23 protein-coding genes are annotated in these 26,084 nt (G+C 56.5%); 5 read left to right on the top strand and 18 right to left on the bottom strand.

Going from position 1 to position 26,084, the window contains the following annotated elements:
• Positions 1–117 precede the first annotated feature (117 nt).
• The 4 genes from glrR to purL all read right to left on the bottom strand — a co-directional run bounded on the left by glrR (position 118) and on the right by purL (position 8,018).
• Positions 118–1,452 (bottom strand): two-component system response regulator GlrR, encoded by a 1,335-nt coding sequence (glrR, locus tag OK412_RS00370; RefSeq protein ID WP_010257627.1) that lies wholly within the window; start codon positions 1,450–1,452, stop codon positions 118–120.
• On the bottom strand, positions 1,452–2,120 hold the full coding sequence (gene qseG / locus OK412_RS00365) for a two-component system QseEF-associated lipoprotein QseG (protein ID WP_033788051.1): 669 nt from the start codon (positions 2,118–2,120) through the stop codon (positions 1,452–1,454). Before qseG ends, glrR begins: the two co-directional genes overlap by 1 nt.
• A gap of 3 nt (positions 2,121–2,123) precedes the next feature.
• The gene (locus OK412_RS00360) at positions 2,124–3,551 is read right to left on the bottom strand and encodes a sensor histidine kinase (protein WP_064690323.1); all 1,428 of its coding nucleotides are present in this window, start codon (positions 3,549–3,551) and stop codon (positions 2,124–2,126) included.
• 579 nt (positions 3,552–4,130) lie between these two features.
• On the bottom strand, positions 4,131–8,018 hold the full coding sequence (gene purL, locus OK412_RS00355) for a phosphoribosylformylglycinamidine synthase (protein WP_264352564.1): 3,888 nt from the start codon (positions 8,016–8,018) through the stop codon (positions 4,131–4,133).
• 267 nt (positions 8,019–8,285) lie between these two features.
• Between purL and mltF the strand changes: the two genes are divergently transcribed.
• Positions 8,286–9,752, top strand: coding sequence for a membrane-bound lytic murein transglycosylase MltF (mltF, locus tag OK412_RS00350; RefSeq protein WP_033758659.1), 1,467 nt, complete (start codon positions 8,286–8,288; stop codon positions 9,750–9,752).
• On the opposite strand, the gene tadA is transcribed toward mltF, so the two are convergent.
• Both tadA and yfhb read right to left on the bottom strand, forming a co-directional pair.
• Positions 9,749–10,240 (bottom strand): tRNA adenosine(34) deaminase TadA, encoded by a 492-nt coding sequence (tadA, locus tag OK412_RS00345; protein WP_010671307.1) that lies wholly within the window; start codon positions 10,238–10,240, stop codon positions 9,749–9,751. The two genes, mltF and tadA, sit on opposite strands and share 4 nt — an antisense overlap.
• Before the next feature lie 63 nt (positions 10,241–10,303).
• The gene (yfhb, locus tag OK412_RS00340) at positions 10,304–10,942 is read right to left on the bottom strand and encodes a phosphatidylglycerophosphatase C (protein WP_010257641.1); all 639 of its coding nucleotides are present in this window, start codon (positions 10,940–10,942) and stop codon (positions 10,304–10,306) included.
• A gap of 154 nt (positions 10,943–11,096) precedes the next feature.
• Here yfhb and OK412_RS00335 point away from each other — a divergent pair, with 154 nt between their 5' ends.
• Both OK412_RS00335 and OK412_RS00330 read left to right on the top strand, forming a co-directional pair.
• Positions 11,097–11,936 (top strand): MurR/RpiR family transcriptional regulator, encoded by an 840-nt coding sequence (locus tag OK412_RS00335; protein WP_010257643.1) that lies wholly within the window; start codon positions 11,097–11,099, stop codon positions 11,934–11,936.
• A gap of 55 nt (positions 11,937–11,991) precedes the next feature.
• Positions 11,992–12,240 (top strand): YfhL family 4Fe-4S dicluster ferredoxin, encoded by a 249-nt coding sequence (locus tag OK412_RS00330; RefSeq protein ID WP_010671305.1) that lies wholly within the window; start codon positions 11,992–11,994, stop codon positions 12,238–12,240.
• On the opposite strand, the gene acpS is transcribed toward OK412_RS00330, so the two are convergent.
• From acpS to rpoE, 11 genes are all read right to left on the bottom strand, one after another.
• Positions 12,237–12,617, bottom strand: coding sequence for a holo-ACP synthase (gene acpS / locus OK412_RS00325; protein WP_010257645.1), 381 nt, complete (start codon positions 12,615–12,617; stop codon positions 12,237–12,239). The two genes, OK412_RS00330 and acpS, sit on opposite strands and share 4 nt — an antisense overlap.
• Positions 12,617–13,348: a pyridoxine 5'-phosphate synthase gene (gene pdxJ / locus OK412_RS00320; RefSeq protein WP_264352563.1), complete on the bottom strand. Its 732-nt coding sequence runs from the start codon at positions 13,346–13,348 to the stop codon at positions 12,617–12,619. The genes acpS and pdxJ overlap by 1 nt, the downstream gene beginning before the upstream one ends.
• Positions 13,349–13,420: 72 nt before the next feature.
• Positions 13,421–14,149, bottom strand: a complete 729-nt coding sequence (gene recO, locus OK412_RS00315) for a DNA repair protein RecO (RefSeq protein WP_010257651.1) — start codon at positions 14,147–14,149, stop codon at positions 13,421–13,423.
• A 4-nt stretch (positions 14,150–14,153) separates the two neighbouring features.
• Positions 14,154–15,059, bottom strand: a complete 906-nt coding sequence (gene era, locus OK412_RS00310) for a GTPase Era (RefSeq protein WP_010257653.1) — start codon at positions 15,057–15,059, stop codon at positions 14,154–14,156.
• A 141-nt stretch (positions 15,060–15,200) separates the two neighbouring features.
• Complete coding sequence (gene rnc / locus OK412_RS00305) at positions 15,201–15,881, bottom strand: ribonuclease III (RefSeq protein ID WP_010257656.1); 681 nt, start codon at positions 15,879–15,881, stop codon at positions 15,201–15,203.
• 131 nt (positions 15,882–16,012) lie between these two features.
• Positions 16,013–16,987: a signal peptidase I gene (gene lepB / locus OK412_RS00300; protein WP_010257658.1), complete on the bottom strand. Its 975-nt coding sequence runs from the start codon at positions 16,985–16,987 to the stop codon at positions 16,013–16,015.
• A gap of 9 nt (positions 16,988–16,996) precedes the next feature.
• On the bottom strand, positions 16,997–18,796 hold the full coding sequence (gene lepA, locus OK412_RS00295) for a translation elongation factor 4 (RefSeq protein WP_010257661.1): 1,800 nt from the start codon (positions 18,794–18,796) through the stop codon (positions 16,997–16,999).
• Positions 18,797–19,014: 218 nt separating this feature from the next.
• Positions 19,015–19,479, bottom strand: coding sequence for a SoxR-reducing system protein RseC (rseC, locus tag OK412_RS00290; RefSeq protein ID WP_010257664.1), 465 nt, complete (start codon positions 19,477–19,479; stop codon positions 19,015–19,017).
• Positions 19,476–20,432, bottom strand: a complete 957-nt coding sequence (gene rseB / locus OK412_RS00285; protein WP_010257666.1) for a sigma-E factor regulatory protein RseB — start codon at positions 20,430–20,432, stop codon at positions 19,476–19,478. The genes rseC and rseB overlap by 4 nt, the downstream gene beginning before the upstream one ends.
• Complete coding sequence (gene rseA / locus OK412_RS00280) at positions 20,432–21,085, bottom strand: anti-sigma-E factor RseA (protein WP_010257667.1); 654 nt, start codon at positions 21,083–21,085, stop codon at positions 20,432–20,434. Before rseA ends, rseB begins: the two co-directional genes overlap by 1 nt.
• 27 nt (positions 21,086–21,112) lie before the next feature.
• Complete coding sequence (gene rpoE / locus OK412_RS00275) at positions 21,113–21,691, bottom strand: RNA polymerase sigma factor RpoE (RefSeq protein WP_010257669.1); 579 nt, start codon at positions 21,689–21,691, stop codon at positions 21,113–21,115.
• Between the two features lie 414 nt (positions 21,692–22,105).
• On the opposite strand from rpoE, the gene nadB reads away from it, so the two are divergent.
• Positions 22,106–23,725 (top strand): L-aspartate oxidase, encoded by a 1,620-nt coding sequence (nadB, locus tag OK412_RS00270; protein WP_010671303.1) that lies wholly within the window; start codon positions 22,106–22,108, stop codon positions 23,723–23,725.
• Here the strand turns inward: nadB and trmN are convergent.
• On the bottom strand, positions 23,710–24,459 hold the full coding sequence (gene trmN / locus OK412_RS00265; RefSeq protein WP_264352562.1) for a tRNA(1)(Val) (adenine(37)-N(6))-methyltransferase TrmN: 750 nt from the start codon (positions 24,457–24,459) through the stop codon (positions 23,710–23,712). The genes nadB and trmN overlap by 16 nt on opposite strands.
• A 165-nt stretch (positions 24,460–24,624) precedes the next feature.
• Between trmN and srmB the strand changes: the two genes are divergently transcribed.
• The gene (gene srmB, locus OK412_RS00260) at positions 24,625–25,953 is read left to right on the top strand and encodes an ATP-dependent RNA helicase SrmB (RefSeq protein ID WP_010257676.1); all 1,329 of its coding nucleotides are present in this window, start codon (positions 24,625–24,627) and stop codon (positions 25,951–25,953) included.
• Positions 25,954–26,084: the final 131 nt, after the last annotated feature.

The following is a 26,084-nucleotide window of genomic DNA, read 5'->3' as shown; positions in this document are numbered from 1 at the left end:
GGGCGGTAATATCCGGGATTCTTCAGGTTGCCGCAAGCGCTGCCAGATTATGCTGACCGCACCCATTCTGATTCGGGCCTGAGCAGGCAACCTGCCGGTATCACTCCGCAGCCTCCGCTACTCTTTGAAATCACTGGCATCCAGCTCATGACGAGACAGCAGCTTATAGAACTCCGTGCGGTTGCGTCCAGCCAGACGTGCGGCATTGGTCACATTGCCTTTAGTCATCTGCAACAGCTTACGCAGATAGTTCAGCTCAAACTGATTGCGCGCCTCAGCAAAGGTCGGCAAAGCGCTGTTCTCACCGCTCAACGCCTGCTCCACCAGCGCATCGCTGATCACCGGCGATGAACTCAGCGCCACACACTGCTCAATCACGTTAACCAGCTGACGCACGTTGCCCGGCCAACTGGCCGCCATCAACCGCTTCATCGCATCAACGGAAAAACTGCGGATCTGCGGTTTATGCCGTTCCGCCGCCTGACGCAGCAGATGATTAGCCAGCAGCGGAATATCTTCAGTGCGCTGATGCAGCGCCGGAATCTTCAGGTTCACCACATTAAGACGATAGAAGAGATCCTCACGAAACTCCTTTTTCTCCATCGCCTTCGGCAGATCGCGATGCGTGGCTGAAATAATGCGCACGTCGATCTCAATATCATGATCGCTGCCCAGCGGCCTGACCTTACGCTCCTGCAATACCCGCAGCAACTTAACCTGTAGCGGTTGCGGCATATCGCCAATCTCATCCAGGAACAGCGTGCCACCACCTGCAGTTTTAAACAGACCATCACGGGCACTGACTGCGCCGGTAAAGGCCCCTTTGGCATGCCCGAACAGCTCTGACTCCAGCAACTGCTCCGGCAGTGCGCCACAGTTAATGGCGACAAAGGGCTTGCCGTTTCGCGGGCTGGCGGCGTGAATCGCCTGTGCCAGCATCTCTTTACCGGTACCGCTCTGCCCGTTAATCAGCACGCTGACGTCCGACTGCGCCACCATATGCGCCTGCTCCAGCAGCCGTAACATCAGCGGGCTGCGGGTGACGATCGCTTCCCGCCAGCGGTCATCACTGACCGGCGCCTGCTGAGCCAGTGCTTCATCGATCGCTTTGTAAAGCGCATCTTTATCCACCGGTTTAGTCAGGAAGCTGAAGACGCCCTGCTGCGTGGCGGAAACCGCGTCCGGGATTGAGCCGTGTGCCGTCAGGATAATCACTGGCAGACCGGTGTGGCGTTTCTGGATCTCGCCAAACAGCGCCAGACCATCCATCTCATCCATCCGCAGATCGCTGATCACCAGCTCGATTTTTTCTTTCTGCAGCAGACGCAACGCTTCGGGTCCGCTGGCCGCGGTGGTGACCTGATAACCTTCGCTGCGAAGACGCATGCCCAGCAGCTTCAGCAGGCTGGGATCGTCATCCACCAGCAGCAGTTTTGCCGCTTGTCTGACCATTATTGCTCCTCATCCTGCGGCAGCGCAGTGCCGTGGCCGCTGTCAGACACATCCGGGGCTTTCCGCGATGAAAGCTGGCGCTCAATGTCAGTAAGCCGCTCCAGCTTATGCTGCGTGTCGCTGAGCTGCTGCTGTTGTTTAACCATCTGCTGGCGTATCGCCTCCAGCTGGGTATCGCTGCTCTGTTGCAGATGAACATAACGGGTGCGCGCTTCACTCAGGTCGAGCTGCGCGGCCTGATTACTGCGCCACAACTGGAACAGCGGACGCACAGACTGCGGGAAATCGCTGCTGTAGCGATCCAGGGTTTCAACATAGCGACGACGCTCCACTGGCGTCACGTTGCCGTTCGACATCAGCACGCCCTGCTTGAAGGCGCGCGACCAGCTCTCAACCGGCCAGCGGTGAGCTTCGGCTCGGGCCTCGGCGGGGGAAAGGCGTTCAGCACAATCGATCGCCCGCATCCAGTAGAGGGGATTACTCAGTGCCGCGCTATTCTCTATCGTCCACAGGTCACTGCAGCGGGTCGCCAGGTAATCAGCCACGCTGACCTCGGGTTCCGCTACCTGATGGCCTGACGGCAGGGATGAGGTGGCCGGGGAGGTCGTACATCCGCTGAGCAGCAGCGTGGTCAGTGTGCTCAACAGCAAAGCGGGTAAATATTTCATCAGTCAGACATTCCCGGCTGTGGTGTTCAGTTCAATTCGAAAACAGACGTCAGCCTGCTCGCAGGAGACCAGCGTCAGGTCGCCATGCATCCGGCGCAGGCAATCTTTGGCAATACTCAATCCCAGCCCGCTGCCTTTTACCGGCCCTTTGCGCTGCTGGCTACCCTGGAAAAAAGGTTCGAAAATCATTGCCTGCTCTTCCGGCGGGATCGGCGTACCGCTGTTCGCGACATCAATCCAGACCCGATCGCCCTGCTGCTGACTGCGCAGCCAGATGGTACCGGATTCGCTGCCGTAGTTCACGGCGTTCGAATAGAGATTATCGATGACCCGCATCAGTAACATCGGTTCGGCAAGGCAGTGACTGACCGCCAGATCGACAACCGTCTGCATGAGTTTGGCGCGCGCCGAGAGTGCATGTGCATTCACCACCCCCTCCACAATTTCCGCCACGCTGACCGGTTCCAGCTGGATCGGGCCATCTGCCAGTTTACGGTTGTAATCAAGCAGCTGTTCAATCAGCCGCTGCAGATGACGGCTGCTGCCGTCGAGGATAGTGACCACCTCTTTTTGATCGGCGTTCAGCGACCCGGCTACCTCGTCCGCCAGCAGTTCGGTGCCTTCACGCAGGCTGGCCAGCGGCGTTTTCAGTTCGTGAGAAAGATGGCGCAGGAATTCATGGCGCTGCGATTCCAGCCACTGAAGCCGTTCGCTGAGCCAGACGATGCGCTGTCCTAGCGAGCGTAACTCGCGCGGGCCGCGAAATGTCACGCTGTTACCCAGTTCCCGGCCTTCGCCAAGCCGGTTGATCATCCGCTCAATACGCTTGACCGGCCCGATAATCATGCCGGTAAACAGCGTCATCAACGCCAGACTGATGATAAACAGAATCAGCGCCTGCCAGCCAAAAAACTGGCCGCGATCGGCAATTTCGCGCTGCAGCTGAAGGCCGCGCGAAAACACCACTTCGCGCGTGTCCTGCACCATCTGCGCATTGGTGGCAGAAAAACGATCCAGCGCCTCTGCGGCAGGCGTAACCGGATTACCGTTATCGCACTTTAACGGTGTCAGCAGCGGCAACGTCGCCTGTAAAGTCTGGAATGCGGGCAGCTCGGGCAGGCTGGCGCTGTGCGAACTCAGCATCTGGCTGTAGCGGGTGTGCTGGGTCTGATAAAGGCGCGCCAGCGAGGCATCATCCAGCACGCAGTACTGGCGATAGCTGCGCTCCAGCTCAACCGCCGTTCGCGCCATCGCCTCACTTCTGCGTACGTCGGTGAAGGTATTGCGGTTGGTATCCGCTGCCTGTTCGCTTAACGCAGAGAGACTTTCCCACGCCTGCCAGGCCAGCACCAGCAACGGCAGCAGCACCAGAACAAATGCCATCAGCACCAGCTGACGCAGAGAACGGGGAAATAAACGCCATTTTTTCACGCAGCCGCTTCCTTAAGATTTGCTGTCTGGATGCTAACGGACTCTGTCAGCGGAAGAAAGGTGTCGGCGGAAGAAAGGGGAACAAAAGAAAACGGCAGGCTCAATGGCCTGCCGCTGGCACGACGCGTGATGCATCGCGTAAAAATGGGTGGAGCCTTACTCAACGTTACGTCCGGTGTTTGATAACGCAAGCGATTATCGGTCAGTTGGACGGCAGGCTCCGTTTGGTGCGTCATTCGGACTTTATGAGCTCTTCTCCGCTAAGCGGGGCAATCATAAACAGGTGAATGAGCAGCTGCATGAGTATAGCAAGTTCCATGCCAGAAAATAAATCATTATATTTTTCAGCAGATTGAATAAGCTTACCGGACAACTGCTGAGCAAAATCTGATTACAGCAAGGGAAAACTGTCTCCGCTGAGCGACATGAAATCGCGCCGGATGGGCGTTCATTAAAAATCAACGAGATAGATGTCGCCAAAAAGAGACAGTACGACATACTCATTGTCGCCATTTGCCAACAGAACCACAAAAAAGAGCAGGAGGCACACTGGCCTCCTGCTCTTTTCAGCAGATTAAATTAACCCAGCTGTCTGCGCGCATTGCGGAAAATACGCATCCACGGGCTGTCTTCGCCCCACTCTGCCGGATGCCAGGAGTTGCTGACGGTGCGGAACACCCGCTCCGGATGCGGCATCATGATAGTGACGCGACCACTTTCGTTGGTCACGGCAGTGATGCCGTTTGGTGAGCCATTCGGGTTAGCCGGATAGGTTTCTGTTACCTTGCCGAAGTTATCGACAAAGCGCAGTGCCACCAGCCCTTTCGACTCCAGCGCCGCCAGATGCGAAGCATCACGCACTTCAACAAAGCCTTCACCGTGCGAAACGGCGATAGGCATATGCGAACCGGCCATGCCGTCCAGCAACAGCGATGGACTGGCGGCCACTTCTACCAGACTGAAGCGCGCTTCAAAGCGCTCAGACTGGTTACGCACAAAGCGCGGCCAGAGATCGCTGCCTGGGATCAGTTCACGCAGATTAGACATCATCTGGCAGCCGTTGCAGACGCCCAGCGCCAGAGTTTGCGGACGATGGAAGAAGGTTTCGAACTCGTCACGCACGCGCGGATTAAACAGAATCGATTTCGCCCAGCCCTCACCGGCACCCAGCACATCGCCGTAGGAGAAGCCGCCACAGGCGACCAGCGCCTGGAACTCTTCCAGACCGCGACGTCCGGCCAGCAGATCGCTCATATGAACGTCAATGGCGGTGAAACCTGCCCGATCAAAGGCGGCGGCCATCTCTACATGGGAGTTCACGCCCTGCTCACGCAGCACCGCGACCCTTGGACGTGCGCCAGTGGCGATCATCGGGGCAGCAACATCTTCCTGCGGATTAAAGGTCAGATTAACGTTCAGGCCAGGATCGCTGCCGTTTTTCTTCGCTTCATGCTCCTGATCGGCACACGCCGGGTTGTCGCGCAGACGCTGCATCTGCCAGGTGGTTTCCGCCCACCAGGTACGCAACGTGTTGCGGCTTTCACTGTAGACCGCGCTGTCACCAGAACGGATCACAAAGCGATCGCCCGGCTGCGCGCTGCCCAGCAGATGCGTCGAGTCGGCAAGGCCGTGATCCGCCAGGATCTGCTCAACCACGGCGCGATCGGCAGCGTTGATCTGAATCACCGCGCCCAGCTCTTCGGTAAACAGGGCAGCCAGCGCATCGTTACCCAGCGAGGCGATGTCAACGTCGATGCCGCAGTGACCAGCAAACGCCATCTCGGCCAGCGTCACCAGCAGACCACCGTCGGAGCGATCGTGATAAGCCAGCAGTTTCTGCTCAGCCACCAGCGCCTGGATGGCATTGAAGAAGCCCGCCAGCTGTAAGGCATCGCGCACGTCGGCAGGTTTGTCGCCAAGCTGACGATAAACCTGTGACAGCGCCGTTGCGCCCAGCGTATTCGCGCCGTTGCCCAGATCGATCAGCAGCAGCAGGTTATCCTGATCGGCCTGCAGTTGTGGCGTGACGGTGCGACGGACATCTTCGACGCGGGCAAAAGCGGTAATCACCAGCGACAGCGGTGAGGTCATTTCGCGCTGTTCGCTGCCTTCCTGCCAGCGTGTTTTCATCGACATCGAATCTTTACCGACCGGGATGGTGATCCCCAGCGCCGGGCAAAGCTCTTCGCCGACCGCTTTCACCGCCGCATATAAACCGGCATCTTCACCCGGATGACCGGCTGCGGACATCCAGTTTGCGGAAAGCTTCACACGCTTCAGCGAACCAATATGGGTAGCCGCCAGGTTGGTCAGTGCTTCACCGACGGCCAGACGACCCGACGCCGCGAAGTCCAGCAGTGCAACCGGTGAACGTTCGCCCAGGGCAAACGCTTCGCCGTGATAGCTGTCGAGGCTGGCGGTAGTCACCGCACAGTTGGCAACCGGGATCTGCCAAGGTCCCACCATCTGGTCGCGCGCAACCATGCCGGTCACGCTGCGGTCACCGATGGTGATCAGGAAGGTTTTTTCCGCCACGGCAGGCAGATGCAGCACGCGGTTCACCGCATCGACCAGCGTAATGCCGTCACGCTGCAGGGCAGTACCCTGGGTCTGCTGCGTCACCACATCCCGCGTCATCTTCGGCGTTTTGCCCAGCAGGACATCAAGTGGCATATCGATCGGCTTATTACCGAAATGACTATCTTCCAGGCTCAGGTGCAGCTCTTCGGTGGCTTCACCAATGACCGCGAACGGTGCGCGTTCACGCTGGCAAATTGCCTCAAACTGCGCCAGCTGATCGGGTGCCACTGCCATCACATAACGTTCCTGTGATTCGTTACACCAGACCTCCAGCGGACTCATGCCTGGCTCATCACTCAGGATGTCACGCAGGTTAAACCGGCCGCCACGACCGCCATCGCTGACCAGCTCCGGCATCGCATTGGAGAGGCCGCCAGCGCCCACGTCGTGGATAAACAGAATCGGGTTCTCATCGCCCAGCTGCCAGCAGCGGTCGATCACTTCCTGACAACGACGCTCCATCTCCGGGTTATCACGCTGTACCGAGGCAAAGTCGAGATCGGCATCAGACTGACCCGAGGCCATTGATGATGCCGCGCCGCCGCCCAGGCCGATGTTCATTGCCGGACCGCCCAGCACCACCAGCTTCGCGCCTACGGTGATTTCACCTTTCTGCACGTGATCGGCACGGATATTCCCGATGCCGCCCGCCAGCATAATCGGCTTATGGTAGCCACGCAGCTCAGTGCCGTTGTGGCTGGTGACCTGCTCTTCATAGGTACGGAAGTAACCATTCAGAGCCGGACGACCAAATTCATTGTTAAATGCAGCACCGCCCAGCGGGCCATCGGTCATGATTTCCAGCGCGCTGACGATGCGGGCCGGTTTGCCGAAGTCCTCTTCCCACGGCTGTTCAAAGCCAGGGATACGCAGGTTCGATACGGAGAAACCGACGAGGCCCGCTTTTGGCTTCGAACCCCTTCCGGTTGCGCCTTCATCACGGATTTCACCACCGGAACCGGTCGCAGCACCGGGCCACGGCGAGATGGCCGTTGGGTGGTTATGGGTTTCCACCTTCATCAGGATGTGTGCGGCTTCCTGATGCCAGCGGTATTCGCTCTCTCCGGCGTCAGCAAAGAAGCGGCCAACCTCTGAGCCTTCCATCACAGCGGCGTTATCTTTGTAAGCAGAGAGCACGTAGTCCGGCGTCTGCTCCATGGTGTTTTTGATCATCTTAAACAGCGACTTTGGCTGTTTCTCGCCGTCGATAATCCAGTCGGCGTTGAAGATCTTGTGACGACAGTGCTCAGAGTTCGCCTGCGCAAACATGTAAAGTTCAATGTCGTTGGGATTGCGGCCCAATGCGGTAAACGCCGCCACCAGATAGTCGATTTCATCGTCGGCCAGCGCCAGACCCAGTGAGATATTCGCCTGAACCAGCGCCTGACGGCCCTCACCCAGCAGATCGACACTTTTCACCGGCTGTGGCGTGTGATGCGCGAACAGCTGTTCAGCCTGCGCCAGATCGCCGAAGACCGTTTCCATCATCCGATCGTGCAGCAGTGTGCCCAGCGTTTGCCACTGCGCTTCCGTCAGTTGTGGGGCCTGTACATAAAAGGCCAGGCCGCGCTCCAGGCGACGTACCTGCGGCAGGCCGCAGTTGTGGGCAATGTCAGTGGCTTTGGATGACCAGGGCGAAATGGTGCCGGGACGAGGCGTCACCAGCAGCAGACGCCCCTGTGGGGCATGTTCAGCGAGAGAGGGACCATATTTCAGCAGGCGCTGCAGACGGCTCTGTTCGTCAGCGCTTAAGGGCGTGCTGACATCAGCAAAATGGATGTACTCAGCGTAAATATCACTCACCGGCAGATGAGCGTCCTGAAAGCGGGTCAGCAGTTTGTTTACACGAAATGCCGACAGGGCGGGCGAACCACGCAGAATTTCCATTAATAAATCTCTCGTCAGGGCGCCGGGCGACGCTTCATTGGGCGCAACAGGGAAAACGGGGCGTATTATAGAGAAAGCGACCTCGCGACGAAACCGTTTGCGCACAATTTTTGGCGACCCGGATTTGCCTGAATTTTGCGCAAAAGCTGCTATAAAAGTTGCTCAGCGTGATTTTGTTGCGCAAAATGCCCCTCGCTCTGGGAGTTCAAAGAAGACAAATACTGCCTTTAAAAGACAGAGGCCTTAGAGCCAGCGAGAGATAACTATTTGAAACGCCTAAAATTTAATTATCTGTTTATCGGTCTGGTTGCCGTGCTGTTAGCGTTAGCGCTATGGCCATCCATTCCCTGGTATGGGGGTGGGCAGGACCAGATTTCACAGATTAAATCACGGGGAGTACTGCGTGTCAGTACCATCAATTCCCCGTTGACTTACTACACAGTGAACCAATCTCCGGCCGGTATGGATTATGAGCTGGCAAAACGCTTCGCCGATTATCTGGGCGTCAAACTCAAGGTGACAGTACGTCCCAACCTGAGCGATCTGTTTGACGATTTAGATGATGGCAAAGCCGATTTGCTGGCCGCGGGTCTGAACTACAACAGCGAACGCCTGACCCGCTATCAGACCGGGCCAGGCTACTACAACGTTTCGCAGCAGCTGGTCTATCGCGTGGATAAGCCGCGCCCTAAAAACCTCGGTGACTTAAAGGGGCGGCTGACTGTTGCGTCAGGATCGGCGTATCTGTCAACGCTGAAGAGCGCGCGGTCAAATCAGTACCCCGATCTGGACTGGGCGATCTCCACCGATCAAAGTCCTAAAGCCCTGCTGGAAGCGGTGGCAGACGGCAAGCTCGACTATACGATTGGCGACTCCGTGACCATCGCTCTGCTGCAGCGCATCTATCCGCAGCTGGCGGTGGCGTTTGACGTCACTGATGAAGAGCCGGTCACATGGTATGTGCGGCACAGCGATGACGACAGCCTGAATGCCGCGATGCTCGACTTCTTTAACGGTATGGGTGAAGAAGGGGCGATGGCGCGACTGGAGGAGAAATATCTCGGCCACGTCGGCACCTTTGATTATGTCGATACCCGCACTTTCCTGCGCGCCATCGACAACACGCTGCCTGACATCAAACCGCTGTTTGAGAAGTACGCCACCAGCATTGACTGGCGACTGCTGGCGGCAATCTCCTATCAGGAGTCGCACTGGAACCCGCAGGCCACCTCCCCTACCGGCGTGCGCGGCATGATGATGCTGACCCGTAACACCGCTGAGAGCCTGGATGTGGGCGACCGGACCGATCCCGAACAGAGCATTCGCGGCGGCAGTCAGTATCTGCAGGATATGATGGCGAAGGTGCCGCAGACCATCCCGGAAGATGAGCGCATCTGGTTTGCGCTGGCGGCCTATAACATGGGCTATGCCCATATGCTGGATGTCCGTAAACTCACTGCCCGCCAGGGGGGTAATCCGGATAGCTGGGCGGATGTGAAGCTGCGTCTGCCCATGCTGAGTCAGAAGCGTTACTACACCCAGACGGCTTATGGCTATGCCCGTGGGCATGAAGCCTATAACTATGTGGAGAACATCCGCAAATATCAGTTAAGCCTGGTGGGTTATCTGCAGGAGCAGGAAAAACGCCTGGCGCAGCAGGCTGAAGCACAACAAGCACAGGCCGAACTGGCCAAAGGCTATCCGGCGGTCGAACCGAAGATCGCCATGAATTAATCCTGGCGTTGCGCCTGCCGCAGCGCTTTTTTCTGCTCGCGACGCATACGGAAGAAGTCGCTCAGCATAGCGGCACACTCTTCAGCCAGCACGCCGCTCTGTAATTCAACCTGATGATTCATGCCGGGGTGCCCCAGCACATCGAGCAGCGATCCCGCCGCTCCACTTTTGATATCGTGCGCACCGTAGACCAGCCGGCTGATGCGGCTGTGTACCATGGCGCCGGCGCACATCACGCACGGCTCCAGCGTCACATAGAGCGTGGTGTCCAGCAGACGATAATTTTCCAGTACTTTACCGCCCTGCCGCAACGCCATAATCTCCGCATGCGCCGTCGGATCGTGCTGGCCGATGGGCCGGTTCCAGCCTTCACCGATCACCCGGTCATTCTGAACCAGCACCGCGCCCACCGGCACTTCGCCCTGCTCCCACGCCCGGCGCGCCAGGTCAAGCGCATGGCGCATCCAGTATTCATCTTGTTGTTTCATGCTGACCACTCCGGGCGACAGAAAAGCGGCGCATTATAGCGGTCTCACCGATCCTTTAGAAACTTATTCCAGCTGTTGCAGCTCACCTGCGGGTGTTACGCGCCAGCGATGCTGACAGAAAAACAGCAGCGGGTTGTCCTGTTTGCTGTCGCTATAGCCGCTGTAGAGCTGTAGCGGCGTGCCGATTTTCTCTTCCAGCTGTGCCACTTTCTCATGGCCGAGGCAGCGCATTGCCAGTACCCGGCCGCCCCAGCCGCGCTGCATCTGACTGGCAATCAGCTTCACGCGTGGCAGAAACGCGGAGTCGTAATAGACCTGCTCCACCAGAGACTGTGGCGATCCGGTGATGAGCCAGACGTCAGCATCATCACTGCCGAGATAATCGGTCAGGCGCTGCTGAACCACCGGAAAGGCTTTAACGCGCAGGCGGAACCACTGCGCAAATTCGGCTTCGAGTTGCAGCAGCGTCCGCTCAGAACGACCAAAAGTAATAGACCAGAGCAGCAGGCTCATGGGCCAGCGTGCCGCCCGGCCTTTAAACAACAAGCCGATACCCACTACCGGCAACAACGGCACCACCAGCAGCAGATTAAGCGGGCGGCGACGCAGCAGATAGCGCATAAAAGTGCCGAACATGTCCTGCTGGTGCAAAGTGCCATCCAGGTCAAAAAATACGACGCGACGTTGTGTTCCCCTGGTCAAACAACTCTCCTTCAGGCTGATTCTGGAATGATAAAGAGTAGTGTAGCCATCATCAGGCGCTACGGCGATGACTGTCATTTTTAATTCCGATGACTACAATGCCTGATGAATAGTTTATTCTTCACAGATTATCCCTGAATTACGAGGATTGGGCATGAGTTCATTGCTGCGCATTCGCCAGCTTTATCCACGTCTGGCATTGAACGAGCGTCGGCTGGCTGATTTTCTACTGTCGCAACCCGATCGGGCGCGCCACCTGAGTTCGCAAAAGCTGGCGGAAGAGTCTGGCGTCAGCCAGTCGAGCGTGGTGAAGTTTGCTCAGAAACTGGGATACAAAGGTTTTCCGGCGCTTAAGCTGGCCCTGAGTGAATCACTGGCGGACAAAGATGCCATTACCGTGCATAACCATATCCTCAGCGACGATCCCCTTAAAATGGTGGGCGAGAAGCTGCTGACGGAGAAACTCTCGGCGATCCGCGCCACGCTGGATATCAACAGTGAAGAGAAGCTCAACGATGTGTTGCAGCTGCTGAAAAATGCCCGGCGTATTTTACTGGTGGGCATCGGCGCTTCGGGTCTGGTGGCGAAGGACTTCTCCTGGAAACTGATGAAGATCGGCATTAATGCGGTGGCGGAGCAGGATATGCACGCCCTGCTGGCCAGCGTGCAGGCGATGGGGCCCGGCGATGTGCTGCTCGCCATCTCTTACACCGGTGAACGACGGGAGATCAATCTGGCCGCGCAGGAGGCGGTTCAGGTAGGCGCCGATGTGGTGGCGTTTACCGGCTTTACGCCGAATACGCTGCAGCAGAGCGCCAGTTACTGTCTCTATACGGTGGCGGAAGAGCAGAGTACCCGCAGCGCGGCCATCTCCTCGACCACGGCGCAGCTGGCCCTGACCGATCTGCTGTTTATGGCGCTGGTGCAAAACGATCCGGAACGCGCGTCCAGTCATATTCGCCACAGCGAAGCGCTGGTGAAAAAGCTGGTCTGATCAGCTGCAGCGCGTATAATACCCGCGCTTTTTATGTTGTTATCAGGTGGGTAAAATGGCGCTGTTGATTACGTCCAGATGCATTAACTGCGATATGTGTGAACCGGAGTGCCCGAACCAGGCCATTTCACTGGGCGATGCGATCTATGAGATTGATGTCAGCCGCTGCACGGAATGTGTCGGGCATTATGAGACGCCAACCTGTCAGCAGGTATGCCCCATCGACAACACCATCATCATTGACCCACAGCACACCGAATCACGTGATGCGCTGTGGGAGAAGTTCGTGCTGCTGCACGGCTAGCTTTCAATGATCACCGTGGCGCAGGCGTAGTGACGCTCATCGGCCAGCGTCACGTGAACGTGTTTGACGCCCAGCCTCTCCGCCACTTCAGCGGCATGCTGAAAGAAGCGTAATCCCGGTTTTCCCAGCGCATCGTTGTAAACTTCAAACTGATTAAACGCCAGACCACCGCGAATACCGGTGCCAAAGGCTTTTGCTGCCGCCTCTTTTACCGCAAAGCGTTTAGAGAGAAAGCGCACCGGCTGCTTGTGCGCCTGATATTGCTGCCATTCGGCTTCGCTCAGCACCCGCCGCGCCAGCCGGTCGCCGGAGCGCTCTATTACCCCGGCGATGCGTTCAATCTCAACGATGTCCGTACCCAGTCCCAGAATAGCCATCAGCGACGGGCTTCACGCAGCAGCAGCTTCATCTCTTTCACCGCATCCGGCAGGCCACTCATCACCGCGCGGCCAATAATCGCATGGCCGATATTCAGCTCATGCATTTCCGGCAGCGCCGCAATCGGCAGCACGTTGTGATAGGTCAGACCGTGACCGGCATTGACCTTCAGTCCCAGGCTGGCGGCAAAGGTTGCGGCGTGGCGGATACGCGCCAGCTCAGCGTCACGCGCCAGTCCCTCTGGTGCTTCGGCGTAAGCGCCGGTATGAATTTCGATGTAAGGTGCGCCGCTGGCCACGGCCGCTTCAATCTGACGGTGATCGGCATCGATAAACAGCGAAACCAGAATGCCCGCGTCACTCAGCAGTCGTACGGCCGCGTTCATCTTCTCCTGCTGCCCCGCCACATCCAGCCCGCCTTCAGTGGTCACTTCCTGACGCTTTTCCGGCACCAGGCAGCAGAAATGGGGCTGGATATCACAGGCGATGCCGATCATCTCATCGGTGACCGCCATCTCCAGATTCATCCGCGTCTGGATGGTGTCACGCAGGATACGCACGTCGCGGTCAGTGATGTGACGGCGATCTTCGCGCAGGTGCACGGTAATGCCGTCTGCGCCCGCCTGCTCGGCGATAAACGCCGCCTGCACCGGATCGGGATAGTTTGTCCCACGGGCGTTACGCACCGTGGCAACGTGATCGATATTGACGCCTAACAGCAACTCAGCCATGACCGTCCTCACTTGTTTTTCATCGTGATGTTGAGTGTACCGCGCAAAGTGAAACAGGCGGTACGACCAGCGCTATTCTTCTGCCTGTTCAGGCTTTTTCTTCGGGATAAACTGGCGGAACAGCTCCTGACTCTTCAGCGGCTTGCCACCAAGATAGGGCTTCAGGGCGATGCGGGTAAACCGCTTCGCGGCGCGCAGAGTGTCGGCATCGGGAAACTCTCGCTCGCACAGGGCGCGCAATTCGCGGCCGGTAAAGCTGCGCTGATTGACCACCAGGCTGGCAATAAAGCCGCGCTCTTCGCGGTAGCTGTACGTCATGTTGTCGCTGACCGGCTCGCCGCTGCCGGCGCAGTGCAGGAAGTCGACGCCATAACCCAGGTGACCTAGCAGCGCCAGTTCAAAACGCCGCAGTGCCGGTTCGGGCTTGCCGTGCGTTGAGGCTAATGCCTGAAGGCAGTTGAGATAGTCGAAGAAGAGTTCTGAGAAGGGGAATTCCTGCTGCAATACGCGAGAGACCAGCTCATTGACGTAGAGACCGCAGTAGAGCGTGATGCCGCTGAGCGGTAAAGCCAGCGACACCGCCTCGGCATTGCGCAGGGTTTTGACTTCCCCGCGCCCGCTCCAGCGAACCAGCAGCGGGGTAAAAGGCTGTAACGCCCCCTTCAGCTGCGAGCGCCGCGAACGTGCGCCCTTGGCCAGAACCCGCACCCGCCCTTCACTTTCGCTGAACAGGTCGAGCAGCAGACTGGTTTCGCTGAAGGGGCGACTATGCAGCACAAAGGCGCGTTGCCAGCCTTCCATTGAATCAGAGATCGTCTGTATAACCCAGGCTGCGCAGCGCACGTTCGTCATCTGCCCAGCCGGATTTCACTTTCACCCACAGTTCGAGATGCACTTTCGCTTCGAACATCTCTTCCATGTCTCTGCGCGCCTCTGTTCCGATGACTTTGATTTTGGCGCCTTTGTTGCCAATCACCATCTTCTTCTGCCCTTCGCGCTCAACCAGAATCAGACCGTGAATGTCATAACCGCCACGTTCGTTAGTCACGAAGCGCTCAATCTCAACCGTAACGGAGTAAGGCAGTTCAGCCCCCAGGAAGCGCATCAGTTTTTCACGGATCATCTCTGACGCCATGAAACGCTGTGAGCGGTCGGTGATGTAATCTTCCGGGAAGTGATGATCGGCCTGCGGCAGATGCTTGCGGGTAATCGCCGCAATGGTATCGACGTTTTTGCCGCTCTCAGCAGAAATAGGTACGATATCGAGGAAGTTCATCTGCTGGCTCAGGAACTGCAGATGCGGCAGCAGAATGCTTTTATCCTGGATGTTATCGACCTTATTGATCGCCAGTACCACCGGCACTTTATTGTCGCGCAGTTTGCCCAACACCATCTCATCATCGGGCGTCCAGCGGGTGCCTTCAACCACGAAGATCACCAGTTCAACGTCGCCAATGGAACTGCTGGCTGCGCGGTTCATCAGACGGTTAATGGCGCGCTTCTCTTCCATGTGCAGACCGGGAGTATCGACGTAGATCGCCTGATATTCGCCTTCGGTATGAATGCCCATGATGCGGTGGCGCGTGGTTTGCGGCTTACGCGAGGTGATCGACACCTTCTGCCCCAGCAACTGGTTCAGTAAGGTGGATTTACCGACGTTTGGTCGGCCAACAATCGCGACAAAGCCGCAATAAGTAACGTTTTCGCTCATTCGAGTCCTGAATTGTTCAGCGCCTGATGCGGCGCCGAAAGAGTGCTATTTGAGTCATGTGTCATTCAGCGTCTTCTGACGCCGGGATAGAGTGTCAGGTTAATGGTCAGTGCCGGTTCCGGCACTGTCATCCCGACAGATCTATTCAAGACCTAATTTTATCAGTGCCTGTTCAGCCGCTGCCTGCTCGGCTTTACGACGGCTGGAGCCGACGCCAACAACCGGCTCGGCCATGCCACTCACCTGACAGTGAATGGTGAATTCCTGATCGTGGGCTTCGCCACGTACCTGTACCACCAGATAACTTGGCAGCGGCAGATGACGTCCCTGCAGATACTCCTGCAGGCGCGTTTTCGGATCTTTTTGTTTGTCGCCAGGACTGATTTCGTCGAGGCGGGTCTGATACCAGTCGAGGATCAGCTGCTCTACCCGCTCAATACTGCTGTCGAGGAAGATACCGCCAATCAGCGCTTCCACCGTATCCGCCAGGATCGATTCACGACGGAAACCGCCGCTTTTCAGCTCACCGGGTCCCAGGCGCAGGCACTCGCCAAGATCAAATTCGCGAGCCATTTCAGCCAGCGTGTTGCCCCGTACCAGCGTGGCGCGCATGCGGCTCATGTCACCTTCATCAACCCGCGGGAAGCGGTGATAAAGGGCATTAGCAATCACATAGCTAAGAATAGAATCGCCAAGAAATTCCAGGCGTTCGTTGTGCTTACTGCTGGCGCTGCGGTGAGTCAGGGCCTGCTGTAACAGTTCCGAATGAGTAAAAGTGTAGCCCAGTTTGCGCTGAAGCTTGTTAATCAGGATGGGGTTCATGCGATTCCAGTTCTTTGTTGCGTCTGTGACTCTGCATACCAAACGGGGCTGGTAATCCAACACGTTCCGTTTGGTGTGCAGTGGCCTCCCTGAGGAGGCCACCCGATTTGCCTGTTAATCAGACAATAATGTTAGTGGATACCACCGATGCGACTGAATCGCACGCCGGTTGGCCACTGGCCTTCTTGTTTCTCAAAGCTCATCCAGATAGCGACCGCTTTACCGACCAGATTACGCTCCGGGACAAAGCCCCAGTAGCGGCTGTCGGCGCTGTTATCACGGTTGTCGCCCATCATGAAGTATTGCCCTTTCGGCACGACCCAGCTCGCCTGCGGCTGACCCGGCTGCTGATAATACATGCCTGCCTGACTCTGCGCTTCGTTTACCAGCAGAATGTCATGCGTCACGTTACCGATTGTCTCTTTGCGGGTTCCCAGGCGCAAACCACCGCGCAGGGTATCGCCCTGCGGCACCTGATAAAAACCGTTGCCGGTTTCGTTGCCATCAAAGCCGCTAAAGGTCTGAACAAAGTTGCTTGGCTCAACGTCGGTGTAAGTTACCGCTAACGCTGTGTCACAGGCTTTATCATCGGAGCAGGTCGGTTTCACCGTCAGCGTTTTGCTGTAAGGATCATAAATGACTTTGTCGCCCGGCAGGCCGATAACGCGCTTAATGTAATCCAGGCTCGGATCTTTCGGGTATTTAAATACCGCGATATCGCCGCGCTTCGGCTGACCGGTTGGGATCAGCGTCGTCTGGGTGATCGGATCCTTGATGCCGTAAGCAAACTTCTCCACCAGGATAAAGTCACCAATCAGCAGTGTCGGCATCATCGAGCCAGAGGGAATCTGGAACGGTTCGTAGATAAACGAACGCACGATGAAAACCACAGCCAGCACCGGGAACACAGACGCGGTGGTTTCAACCCAGCCTGGCTTTGCAGCGACCTTCGCCAGCGTTTTGCTGTCGAGCGCGTTACCGGTCTGGGCCTGAGCCTCAGCCTGTTTCGCGCGACGCGCGGGTGCCCATTTAAAACGATCAATTACCCATACGATGCCAGTAATCAGCGTCGCTATCGCCAGAATCAGGGCGAACATATTAGCCATTGGAAATCCTTATTTGCTGTCCTTACCGACATGCAGAATGGCGAGGAACGCTTCCTGTGGCAGCTCAACGTTACCAACCTGCTTCATTCGCTTCTTACCATCTTTCTGCTTCTGCAACAGTTTCTTCTTACGGCTGACGTCACCGCCATAACACTTGGCGAGAACGTTTTTACGCAGCTGTTTCACCGTTGAACGCGCGATAATGTGGTTGCCGATGGCAGCCTGAATCGCAATATCAAACTGCTGACGCGGGATGAGCTCTTTCATTTTCTCAACCAGATCGCGTCCGCGATAAGGCGCGTTGTCACGGTGGGTAATCAGCGCCAGCGCATCCACACGCTCAGAGTTAATCAGTACGTCGACGCGTACCATGTCTGAAGGCTGGAAACGTTTAAAGTTGTAATCCAGCGAGGCATAACCGCGCGAGGTTGATTTCAGACGGTCAAAGAAGTCGAGTACCACTTCAGCCATCGGAATTTCGTAAGTCAGTGCCACCTGGTTGCCGTGGTAAACCATGTTGGTCTGCACGCCACGCTTCTCAATACAGAGCGTGATGACGTTGCCCAGATACTCCTGCGGCAGCAGCATGTGACATTCGGCAATCGGTTCACGCAGCTCTTCGATATTGTTCAGTGCCGGCAGCTTGGATGGGCTGTCGACATGAACGATTTCGCCGCTGGTGGTCACGACTTCATACACCACCGTCGGTGCGGTAGTGATCAGATCGAGATCGTATTCGCGCTCCAGACGCTCCTGGATGATCTCCATGTGCAGCAGACCGAGGAAGCCGCAGCGGAAACCAAAGCCCAGCGCCGTTGAGCTTTCTGGCTCATAGAACAGCGAGGCGTCGTTCAGGCTCAGCTTACCGAGCGCATCACGGAACGCTTCATAGTCGTCAGAGCTGATTGGGAACAGACCGGCGTAAACCTGTGGCTTCACTTTTTTAAAGCCTGGCAGCGCTTTGTCTGCCGGGTTACGTGCGGTAGTCAGCGTATCGCCCACGGGTGCGCCGAGGATATCTTTAATGGCGCAGACCAGCCAGCCTACTTCACCGCAGTTCAGCTCATTACGATCAACCCGTTTTGGGGTGAAGATACCCAGGCGGTCAGCGTTATAAACCTGGCCGGTGCTCAGGACTTTGATCTTGTCGCCTTTGCGCATGGTGCCGTTTTTCACGCGCACCAGGGAAACAACACCCAGGTAGTTATCGAACCAGGAGTCGATAATCAGTGCCTGCAGCGGCGCTTCCGGATCGCCTTCTGGCGGCGGAATGTCGCGCACTAAGCGCTCCAGCACTTCCGGAACGCCGACGCCGGTTTTGGCTGAGCAGCGCACCGCGTCAGTCGCATCAATGCCGACGATATCTTCAATTTCCTGCGCGGCGCGATCGGGATCGGCAGCGGGCAGGTCAATTTTGTTCAGAACCGGCACCACTTCCAGATCCATCTCCATCGCGGTGTAGCAGTTCGCCAGTGTCTGCGCTTCAACACCCTGACCGGCATCCACCACCAGCAGCGCGCCTTCGCAGGCGGCCAGTGAGCGGGAAACTTCATAGGAGAAGTCTACGTGGCCTGGGGTATCGATGAAATTGAGCTGGTAAGTTTGGCCGTCTTTCGCGTGGTAATCGAGTGTGACGCTCTGTGCTTTGATGGTGATGCCACGCTCGCGCTCCAGATCCATAGAGTCAAGAACCTGCGCAGCCATTTCACGAGCGGTGAGGCCGCCGCAAATCTGAATCAGGCGGTCAGAGAGCGTAGATTTGCCATGGTCGATATGAGCGATGATGGAGAAATTTCTTATGTGCTTCATTTATTGGGATATCTTCGCTTAAAATTCAGTTGAAAACCTGAGCACAGACACATTCAGGAAGATCGCTCTTTACCCACAATCCTGTCAGCCTCATTAATGACGACGCATATTACACTGTTAACGCCGCGCATAAAAGAATGGAACGTGGTGGAAGCGAAACAGATATCTGCGCGAGGCAGAACAGACAAAGGCCGCGGGATGCGCGGCCTGGACGTGCGTTACGCTTCGCTTTCAACACGCAGCGCATCGGGAGGCAAGGCGATGTTCAGAATGACCGGCTGAAAGGCTTCTCGATCGCCGAATTTCATTGAAACGCCTTTGGCGACAATAAAACCCCCGATGCCGCCCAGCAGCGCACCGCAGGCGGCGGCCAGATCGCTGCTGAACAGCGCCTGAAACAGCCCGGAAACCAGGAACAGGCCAAACAGCGGCGTCATGTAGACCAGCAACGCTGAACCCAGCAGGCTGCTCTCTTTGATACCAAGTTCAATCCGCTGCCCCGGCTGCAGCGGCTTGCTGCTGGCGATTTGCATCACGTGGGCATTCTTCGGACCGAGCTTATTCAGCATATGGCTGCCGCAGCCTTTACGCGCCTGGCAGCTGTTGCAGGAGGTTTTTGCTTCGGTGTGCAGCGTGGCGATGCCATCCTGCCATGCCACCACGGTGGCCCATTCTCTCATCATTTTTGTGACCCCAGGTCAATGCTGTCCGCAATACGTTTTGCGGTCGAGGGCGGTAATTCGCCGATCACCGCTATTTCGTTATTATTGCGCACAACGGTCTGGACCGTACGACGCCCAGTGCGCAATGTCTGCGTTGTGCTGGTTTTATCGGCCGGCGTCACGTTGATCGCGAAACTAAACAGGCCATCGCTGTAGAGCTTCGATTCCATATTTTTATTCAAACCGGGTAGCGTGCGGCGATTCTGCGACACCAGCGACATACCGGCAGGTATCCAGCCTGGCTGCCAGGTGAGCGTAACCGCATCCCCTTTCGGCACCGAAAGCGACGGAGGCAGATTGGCTTTCTCCAGCCCCTGCATCAGATTACGCACCCCTTCGTCCACCGCAAAGCTGATGACGCGGAACTGCTCCAGCGTTTCGCCATCACGATCGAGCAGGTCGATGCGCAGCGGCAGCTTGGTGTCCACATCCAGCCAGACCACATAGCTGTAACGAGTGCCATCGCGTGAAACGATGCGCAACACATCACACATCTGATCGGCAATGCGCGAGCGGCCTACGGTAATAAAATCATAGGCTGTAGCGAGCTTGGTGAAGTCAGCAAAAATCACCGACGGCAAAGCATCGATAATGTGATTACCGGGGAGCGAAAAGGGATCGAGGCCGGGTTCGAAGTAACTGATATCGTTGCCGCGCTGGATCACTTCCCGACGTGGCCCGTCCATCTGCAACAGCTGCGCGAATATCCGGTTATCGATTACAGCATGACGATAACGCAGCGATTCGATGCCGATGCGGGAGACGTTGATATAGGCGAATTCGTAGTTGAGGTTCTGACTTGCCTGCTCCATCTGCTGCAATAGCGCCCCGGACGCAGAAGGTTGCGCCGGGGCGGCAGATGACCACAACAGGCTGCCTGTCAGCAGGCTAACAGCATACCAAAGCGGCTTCATTACTGCTGTTGCTGTCCTAATGATTGATTTCCGGGAACATCAACCTGCGCCTGTTTTGGCGCAGTGGTTTCAAACTGCAGCTGGTCAGCGTGCAGGCGACGTTGCAGTTCGTAATCCTGCAGCATGGCATTTACGCGACGACGCTGGTCCTGAACCTGCTGGTTAGAACTGTTGGTGTCAAATGCATCAGACGGCACGCCCAGGCTCACCGGAGACGCTTTGCCCATCATCGGCATCGTATTGAACACCGGAGAGTCAGAGGTCTGCGTGGCGCTGCCCTCTGGCTGGTTATAGTGCTGAACGCCTACGATCACGGCCAGTGAAACACAGGCAGCGACACCGACCTGGGTCAGTTGCGCAGCCCACGGGCGCGCTTTTTTCCAGAACGGCATTTTTTCCCAGCGGGAAGGTTCTGGCTGAGCTTCAGGGATCAGCGTTGTAACCGTACGCAACGGTTCTTTTTCGATGGCAGCAGCGACGCGCGCAGAAATATCAAAATGCAGGACATCGCCCACATCACCGCGCATGGTGTCGCGAATGAGATGATAGCTTGCCCAGCTTTTCTGTAATTCTGCGTCCTTAGACAAGGCGGAAAACAGCTCGTTATCTAAGGTCTCACCATCCATTAAAGCGGAAAGTTTTTCTTTCTGCATGCCTATGTACCCTTCCAGTAGCCGTTATCACTGACGTTGGATAAGCGGTTGAACTTTGTTATCAATGGCCTCTCGCGCACGAAAGATACGTGATCGAACAGTGCCTACCGGGCAATCCATAATGACGGCGATCTCTTCATAACTCAGACCGTCCAGTTCCCTGAGGGTGATTGCCATACGCAAGTCCTCGGGTAGCGCCTCGATGGTACGAAAGACAATTTGTTTCAATTCTTCTGACAACATTAAGTTCTCAGGGTTCGAAATTTCTTTTAATGCACCCGCACTTTCGAAATTTTCTGCGTCAATAGCATCCACATCGCTGGATGGCGGACGACGCCCCTGAGCAACCAGGTAATTTTTCGCTGTATTTACCGCAATGCGGTACAGCCAGGTATAAAACGCGCTATCGCCCCGGAATGAGTCCAGTGCGCGATACGCTTTAATAAACGATTCCTGTACTACATCAGGTACGTCGCCCGAGGGAACATAGCGTGAAACCAGGCTCGCCACTTTATGCTGGTAACGAATCACCAGTAAGTTGAAAGCTTTTTGATCTCCCTTCTGTACGCGCTCGACAAGGACCTGGTCCGTCAACTGCTCGCTCATCCGAGGTAATGTCTCCCCAAATTTTTCATACGCATAAAGTAACTGCCAGCACATCTCATGGTTCTGAGCAAGCATGCGCTTAGAGTTGTGATGTGGTGCGAAGTTCACTTCTCGCCCTGATATTTACCGCTCCGATGGACATTACACAGGTTCTTCGTTTTCGTTCAGTGTAAGGAGCGTAAATCGCAGGCAGAGTAACCTATGACAACAGCTTTTTCATCATTAAATCCTTTAGGTTTAATAAGTTTGCTATAAAAAACCGCGCCAAAAGCAGTCCGGTTTTAACTCACTGATATTAAGTAACTTTGGGAAATCATCAGACAAAAACCTGCGCCAGATGTTTAAAATACTTCACAGCAACCCCCATTGCGCTTATGCTCAGCCCTATTCTTGTTTAGTAAATTAAACATTATGATGAATGCGAACCCGGATTATCAGTGTGATGTACTCATTGTGGGCAGCGGTGCTGCTGGCCTGTCGCTGGCGTTGCGGCTGGCAAAACAGTATCAGGTGACAGTTCTCAGTAAAGCGCAGGTCAATGAGGGGTCAACCCTTTACGCCCAGGGCGGTATTGCTGCGGTATTTGATGAGACTGACAGCATCGAGTCGCACATCGAAGATACGCTGATTGCCGGAGCAGGATTATGCGACCGTGAAGCCGTCTCGTTTATCGCCAGTAATGCCCGGCATTGCGTGCAGTGGCTGATCGACAACGGTGTCGCCTTTGATCTCGATCCGCAGGCGGCCGGCGACATGCGTTATCACCTGACGCGGGAAGGCGGCCACAGTCATCGCCGTATCCTGCACAGCGCTGACGCTACCGGCCATGCGGTTGAAACGACGCTGGTAAGCCAGGCGTTGAGCCATCCCAACATCCGGATTCTGGAACGCACCAACGCGGTCGATCTGATTCTTTCAGATAAAATCGGCCTGCCAGGCCCACGCCGTGTAGTAGGCGCGTGGATCTGGAACCGTAATCGCGAACAGGTGGAAACCTGTCGGGCACGGGCCGTGGTGGTTGCAACCGGTGGTGCCGCCAAGGTCTATCAATATACGACTAATCCCGACATCGCCTCCGGTGACGGCATCGCGATGGCCTGGCGTGCCGGCTGCCGGGTTGCCAATCTGGAATTTAATCAGTTCCACCCGACCTGCCTGTTTCATCCGCAGGCGCAGAATTTCCTGTTAACCGAAGCGTTACGCGGAGAAGGTGCCTGGCTGTTGCGTCCCGATGGCAGCCGTTTCATGCCTGATTTCGATGAGCGTGCCGAACTCGCCCCGCGCGATATCGTCGCCCGGGCCATCGATCATGAGATGAAGCGGCTGGGCGTTGACTGTATGTATCTGGATATCAGCCACCAGCCTGAGGAGTTTGTTCGCGCGCACTTCCCGATGATCTATGAGAAGTTGCTGACCTTTGGCTTTGACCTCACCAAAGAACCCATCCCGATTGTGCCTGCCGCGCACTATACCTGTGGCGGCGTGGTCGTCGATCAGCATGGCCAGACTGACGTGAGTGGCCTCTATGCCATCGGTGAGGTGAGTTATACCGGCCTGCATGGCGCTAACCGCATGGCATCCAATTCGCTGCTGGAGTGTCTGGTTTATGGCTGGTCCGCTGCAGAGGAGCTGATTCGCACCCTGCCCGCCATCGAAGCCGTTACTGCGCTACCCGCATGGGATGAAAGCCAGGTCGATGACGCCGATGAGCGCGTGGTGATCCAGCATAACTGGCACGAGCTGCGGTTATTCATGTGGGACTACATGGGAATCGTCCGCACGACCCGGCGGCTGGAGCGGGCGCTGCGTCGCATCAACCTGCTTCAGCAGGAGATCGATGAATATTATCGTCATTTCCGCCTCTCCAATAATCTGCTGGAGCTACGGAATCTGGTGCAGGTGGCTGACCTGATGGTGCGCTGTGCGCTGGAGCGAAAAGAGAGTCGCGGCCTGCACTATATCCGCGACTACCCGGATTTACTGCCCGAGGCGCGGCCAACCATACTGACGCCGCCGGACTACATAAAAAGGTAGAACTCCCGCGTCAGACTACACCACTCATCAGAATAGCGGGTGTCCGGCGTGCGGATGGCAAGGCGCTCCAGCAGGGTTTCACCGGCCTGCGGCGACAGCCCCAGCAGGACGCGGTGCGGCGGACGATGGGCATATTCCGCCACGTCCAGCCGGAAACGCAGATGCCAGCCATCCGCCTGCGCCAGGGCGATGAATTCCTGGCCGGTCGCGGTGGGCAGCACCACGCAGAACATCCCCTCTTCTTCAATCAGTAATGCAGCACTGCGCAACAGTGTCTGATGATCGAGCGAGGCAGTCGCACGGGCGCTGTCCCGTGCCGCAGTAGAACAGGCCACGCCAGGTGCAAAATAAGGCGGATTGCTGACGATTAGCGAGTAACGTTTATCGCACTGTTCAGCCCAGTCGGCGATATTACGCTGATGAATCTGAATACGTTCAGGCCACGGCGACTGCTGCACATTCTCCTGCGCCTGAAGCGCGGCTTCCGGTTCTAACTCAACCGCATCGATGTTGACCGGCGACGGCGTACGCTGCGCCAGCATCAGCGCGATAAGCCCGCTGCCGCTGCCAATATCCAGAATACGTTTTACCCCGGCAACCGGCGCCCAGGCCCCAAGCAGAATGGCATCGGTGCCCACTTTCATCGCACAGCGATCGTGCGCGACAAAAAATTGTTTAAAGGTAAAACCGTTCTTGTTTAACTGTGGCCGTTCACGCGGCTTATCCTGCATCATTCGTCACTACCATCGTTTTTTTCCTGCCGTACGGCAGCGCATGAGTGTAACGTGACAACAGAGGGAATTCACGCGGCAGACAACCCCAGGCGCAGCCGAAACGGATTAACAGATGAAGATTCAGTCTGATCTGTCTATAATCAGCGCCCCAAACTGAGGTAGACCATGACAGTAACCACATTTTCCGAACTCGAACTCGACGAAAGCCTGCTACAAGCGTTGCAGGAAAAAGGCTTTACGCGCCCAACAGTGATCCAGGCTGCTGCAATTCCGCCCGCGCTGGAGGGCCGTGACGTTCTGGGTTCGGCACCTACAGGGACCGGGAAAACCGCCGCGTATCTGTTACCGGCGTTGCAGCACCTCCTTGATTTTCCGCGTAAGAAATCTGGCCCGCCACGCATCCTGATTGTGACCCCGACCCGCGAACTGGCGATGCAGGTCGCCGATCATGCGCGTGAGCTGGCGAAACATACCCATCTGGACATCGCCACCATCACTGGCGGCGTGGCTTATATGAACCATGCCGAAGTGTTCAGCGAAAACCAGGACATCGTGGTCGCCACCACCGGCCGTCTGCTGCAGTACATCAAAGAAGAGAACTTTGACTGCCGCGCAGTAGAAACCCTGGTGCTGGATGAAGCGGACCGCATGCTCGATATGGGCTTTGCCCAGGATATCGAAACCATCGCGGCTGAAACGCGCTGGCGCAAGCAAACCCTGCTGTTCTCTGCCACGCTGGAAGGCGACAATATCCGTGACTTCGCCGAGCGTCTGCTGAACGATCCGGTTGAGCTGGAAGCGGACCCAAGCCGCCGTGAGCGCAAAAAGATCCAGCAGTGGTACTACCGCGCTGACGATCTGCAGCACAAAACCAAATTACTGATCCATCTGCTGAAACAGCCGGATGTGACGCGCAGCATCGTGTTCGTGCGTAAGCGTGAACGTCTGCATGAGCTGGTGAGCTGGCTGCACGAAGCGGGGATTCGTAGCAGCTATCTTGAAGGCGAAATGGTGCAGGCAAAGCGTAACGAAGCGATTAAACGTCTGAGTGAAGGCCGCGTTAACGTGCTGGTTGCGACGGATATCGCCGCGCGCGGCATTGACGTTGAAGATGTCAGTCACGTCTTCAACTATGACATGACGCGCACCGCCGATACCTATCTGCACCGCATCGGGCGTACCGGTCGTGCGGGCCGTAAAGGCATCGCTATCTCACTGGTTGAAGCGCACGATTTCGTGCTGCTGGGCAAAATCACCCGCTATGTGAACGAGCCGATCAAAGCGCGCGTGATTGATGAGCTGCGTCCTGAGACGCGGGCGCCAAGTGCCAAAACGACCGGCAAACCCTCGAAAAAGGTTCTGGCGAAGCGTGCAGAGCAGAAAGCCAGTGAAACAGAAAAACCGCGTGTGAAAAAACGCCATCGTGATGCCAAAAATGTCGGCAAACGCCGCAAGGCAAGCGGCAGTACGCCAGCTAACGAGAATGCGGAATAAATCATCGCAGCCATAAAAAAATCGCCTCACAGGAGGCGATTTTTTTTATCTGATAATCAGTAACAGCCCTTTCACAATCTTTTGTCTGCCAGAGCGCTTTCTTCACGACACTGTCATCAGCGTGCCAGGCA

Origin of the sequence: Pantoea sp. JV6, assembly GCF_025910055.1 — a bacterium.
GTDB lineage: Bacteria > Pseudomonadota > Gammaproteobacteria > Enterobacterales > Enterobacteriaceae > Pantoea > Pantoea agglomerans.
The sequence above is the reverse complement of the archived record's forward strand: the minus strand, read 5'-3'. Positions and strand labels throughout refer to the sequence as shown.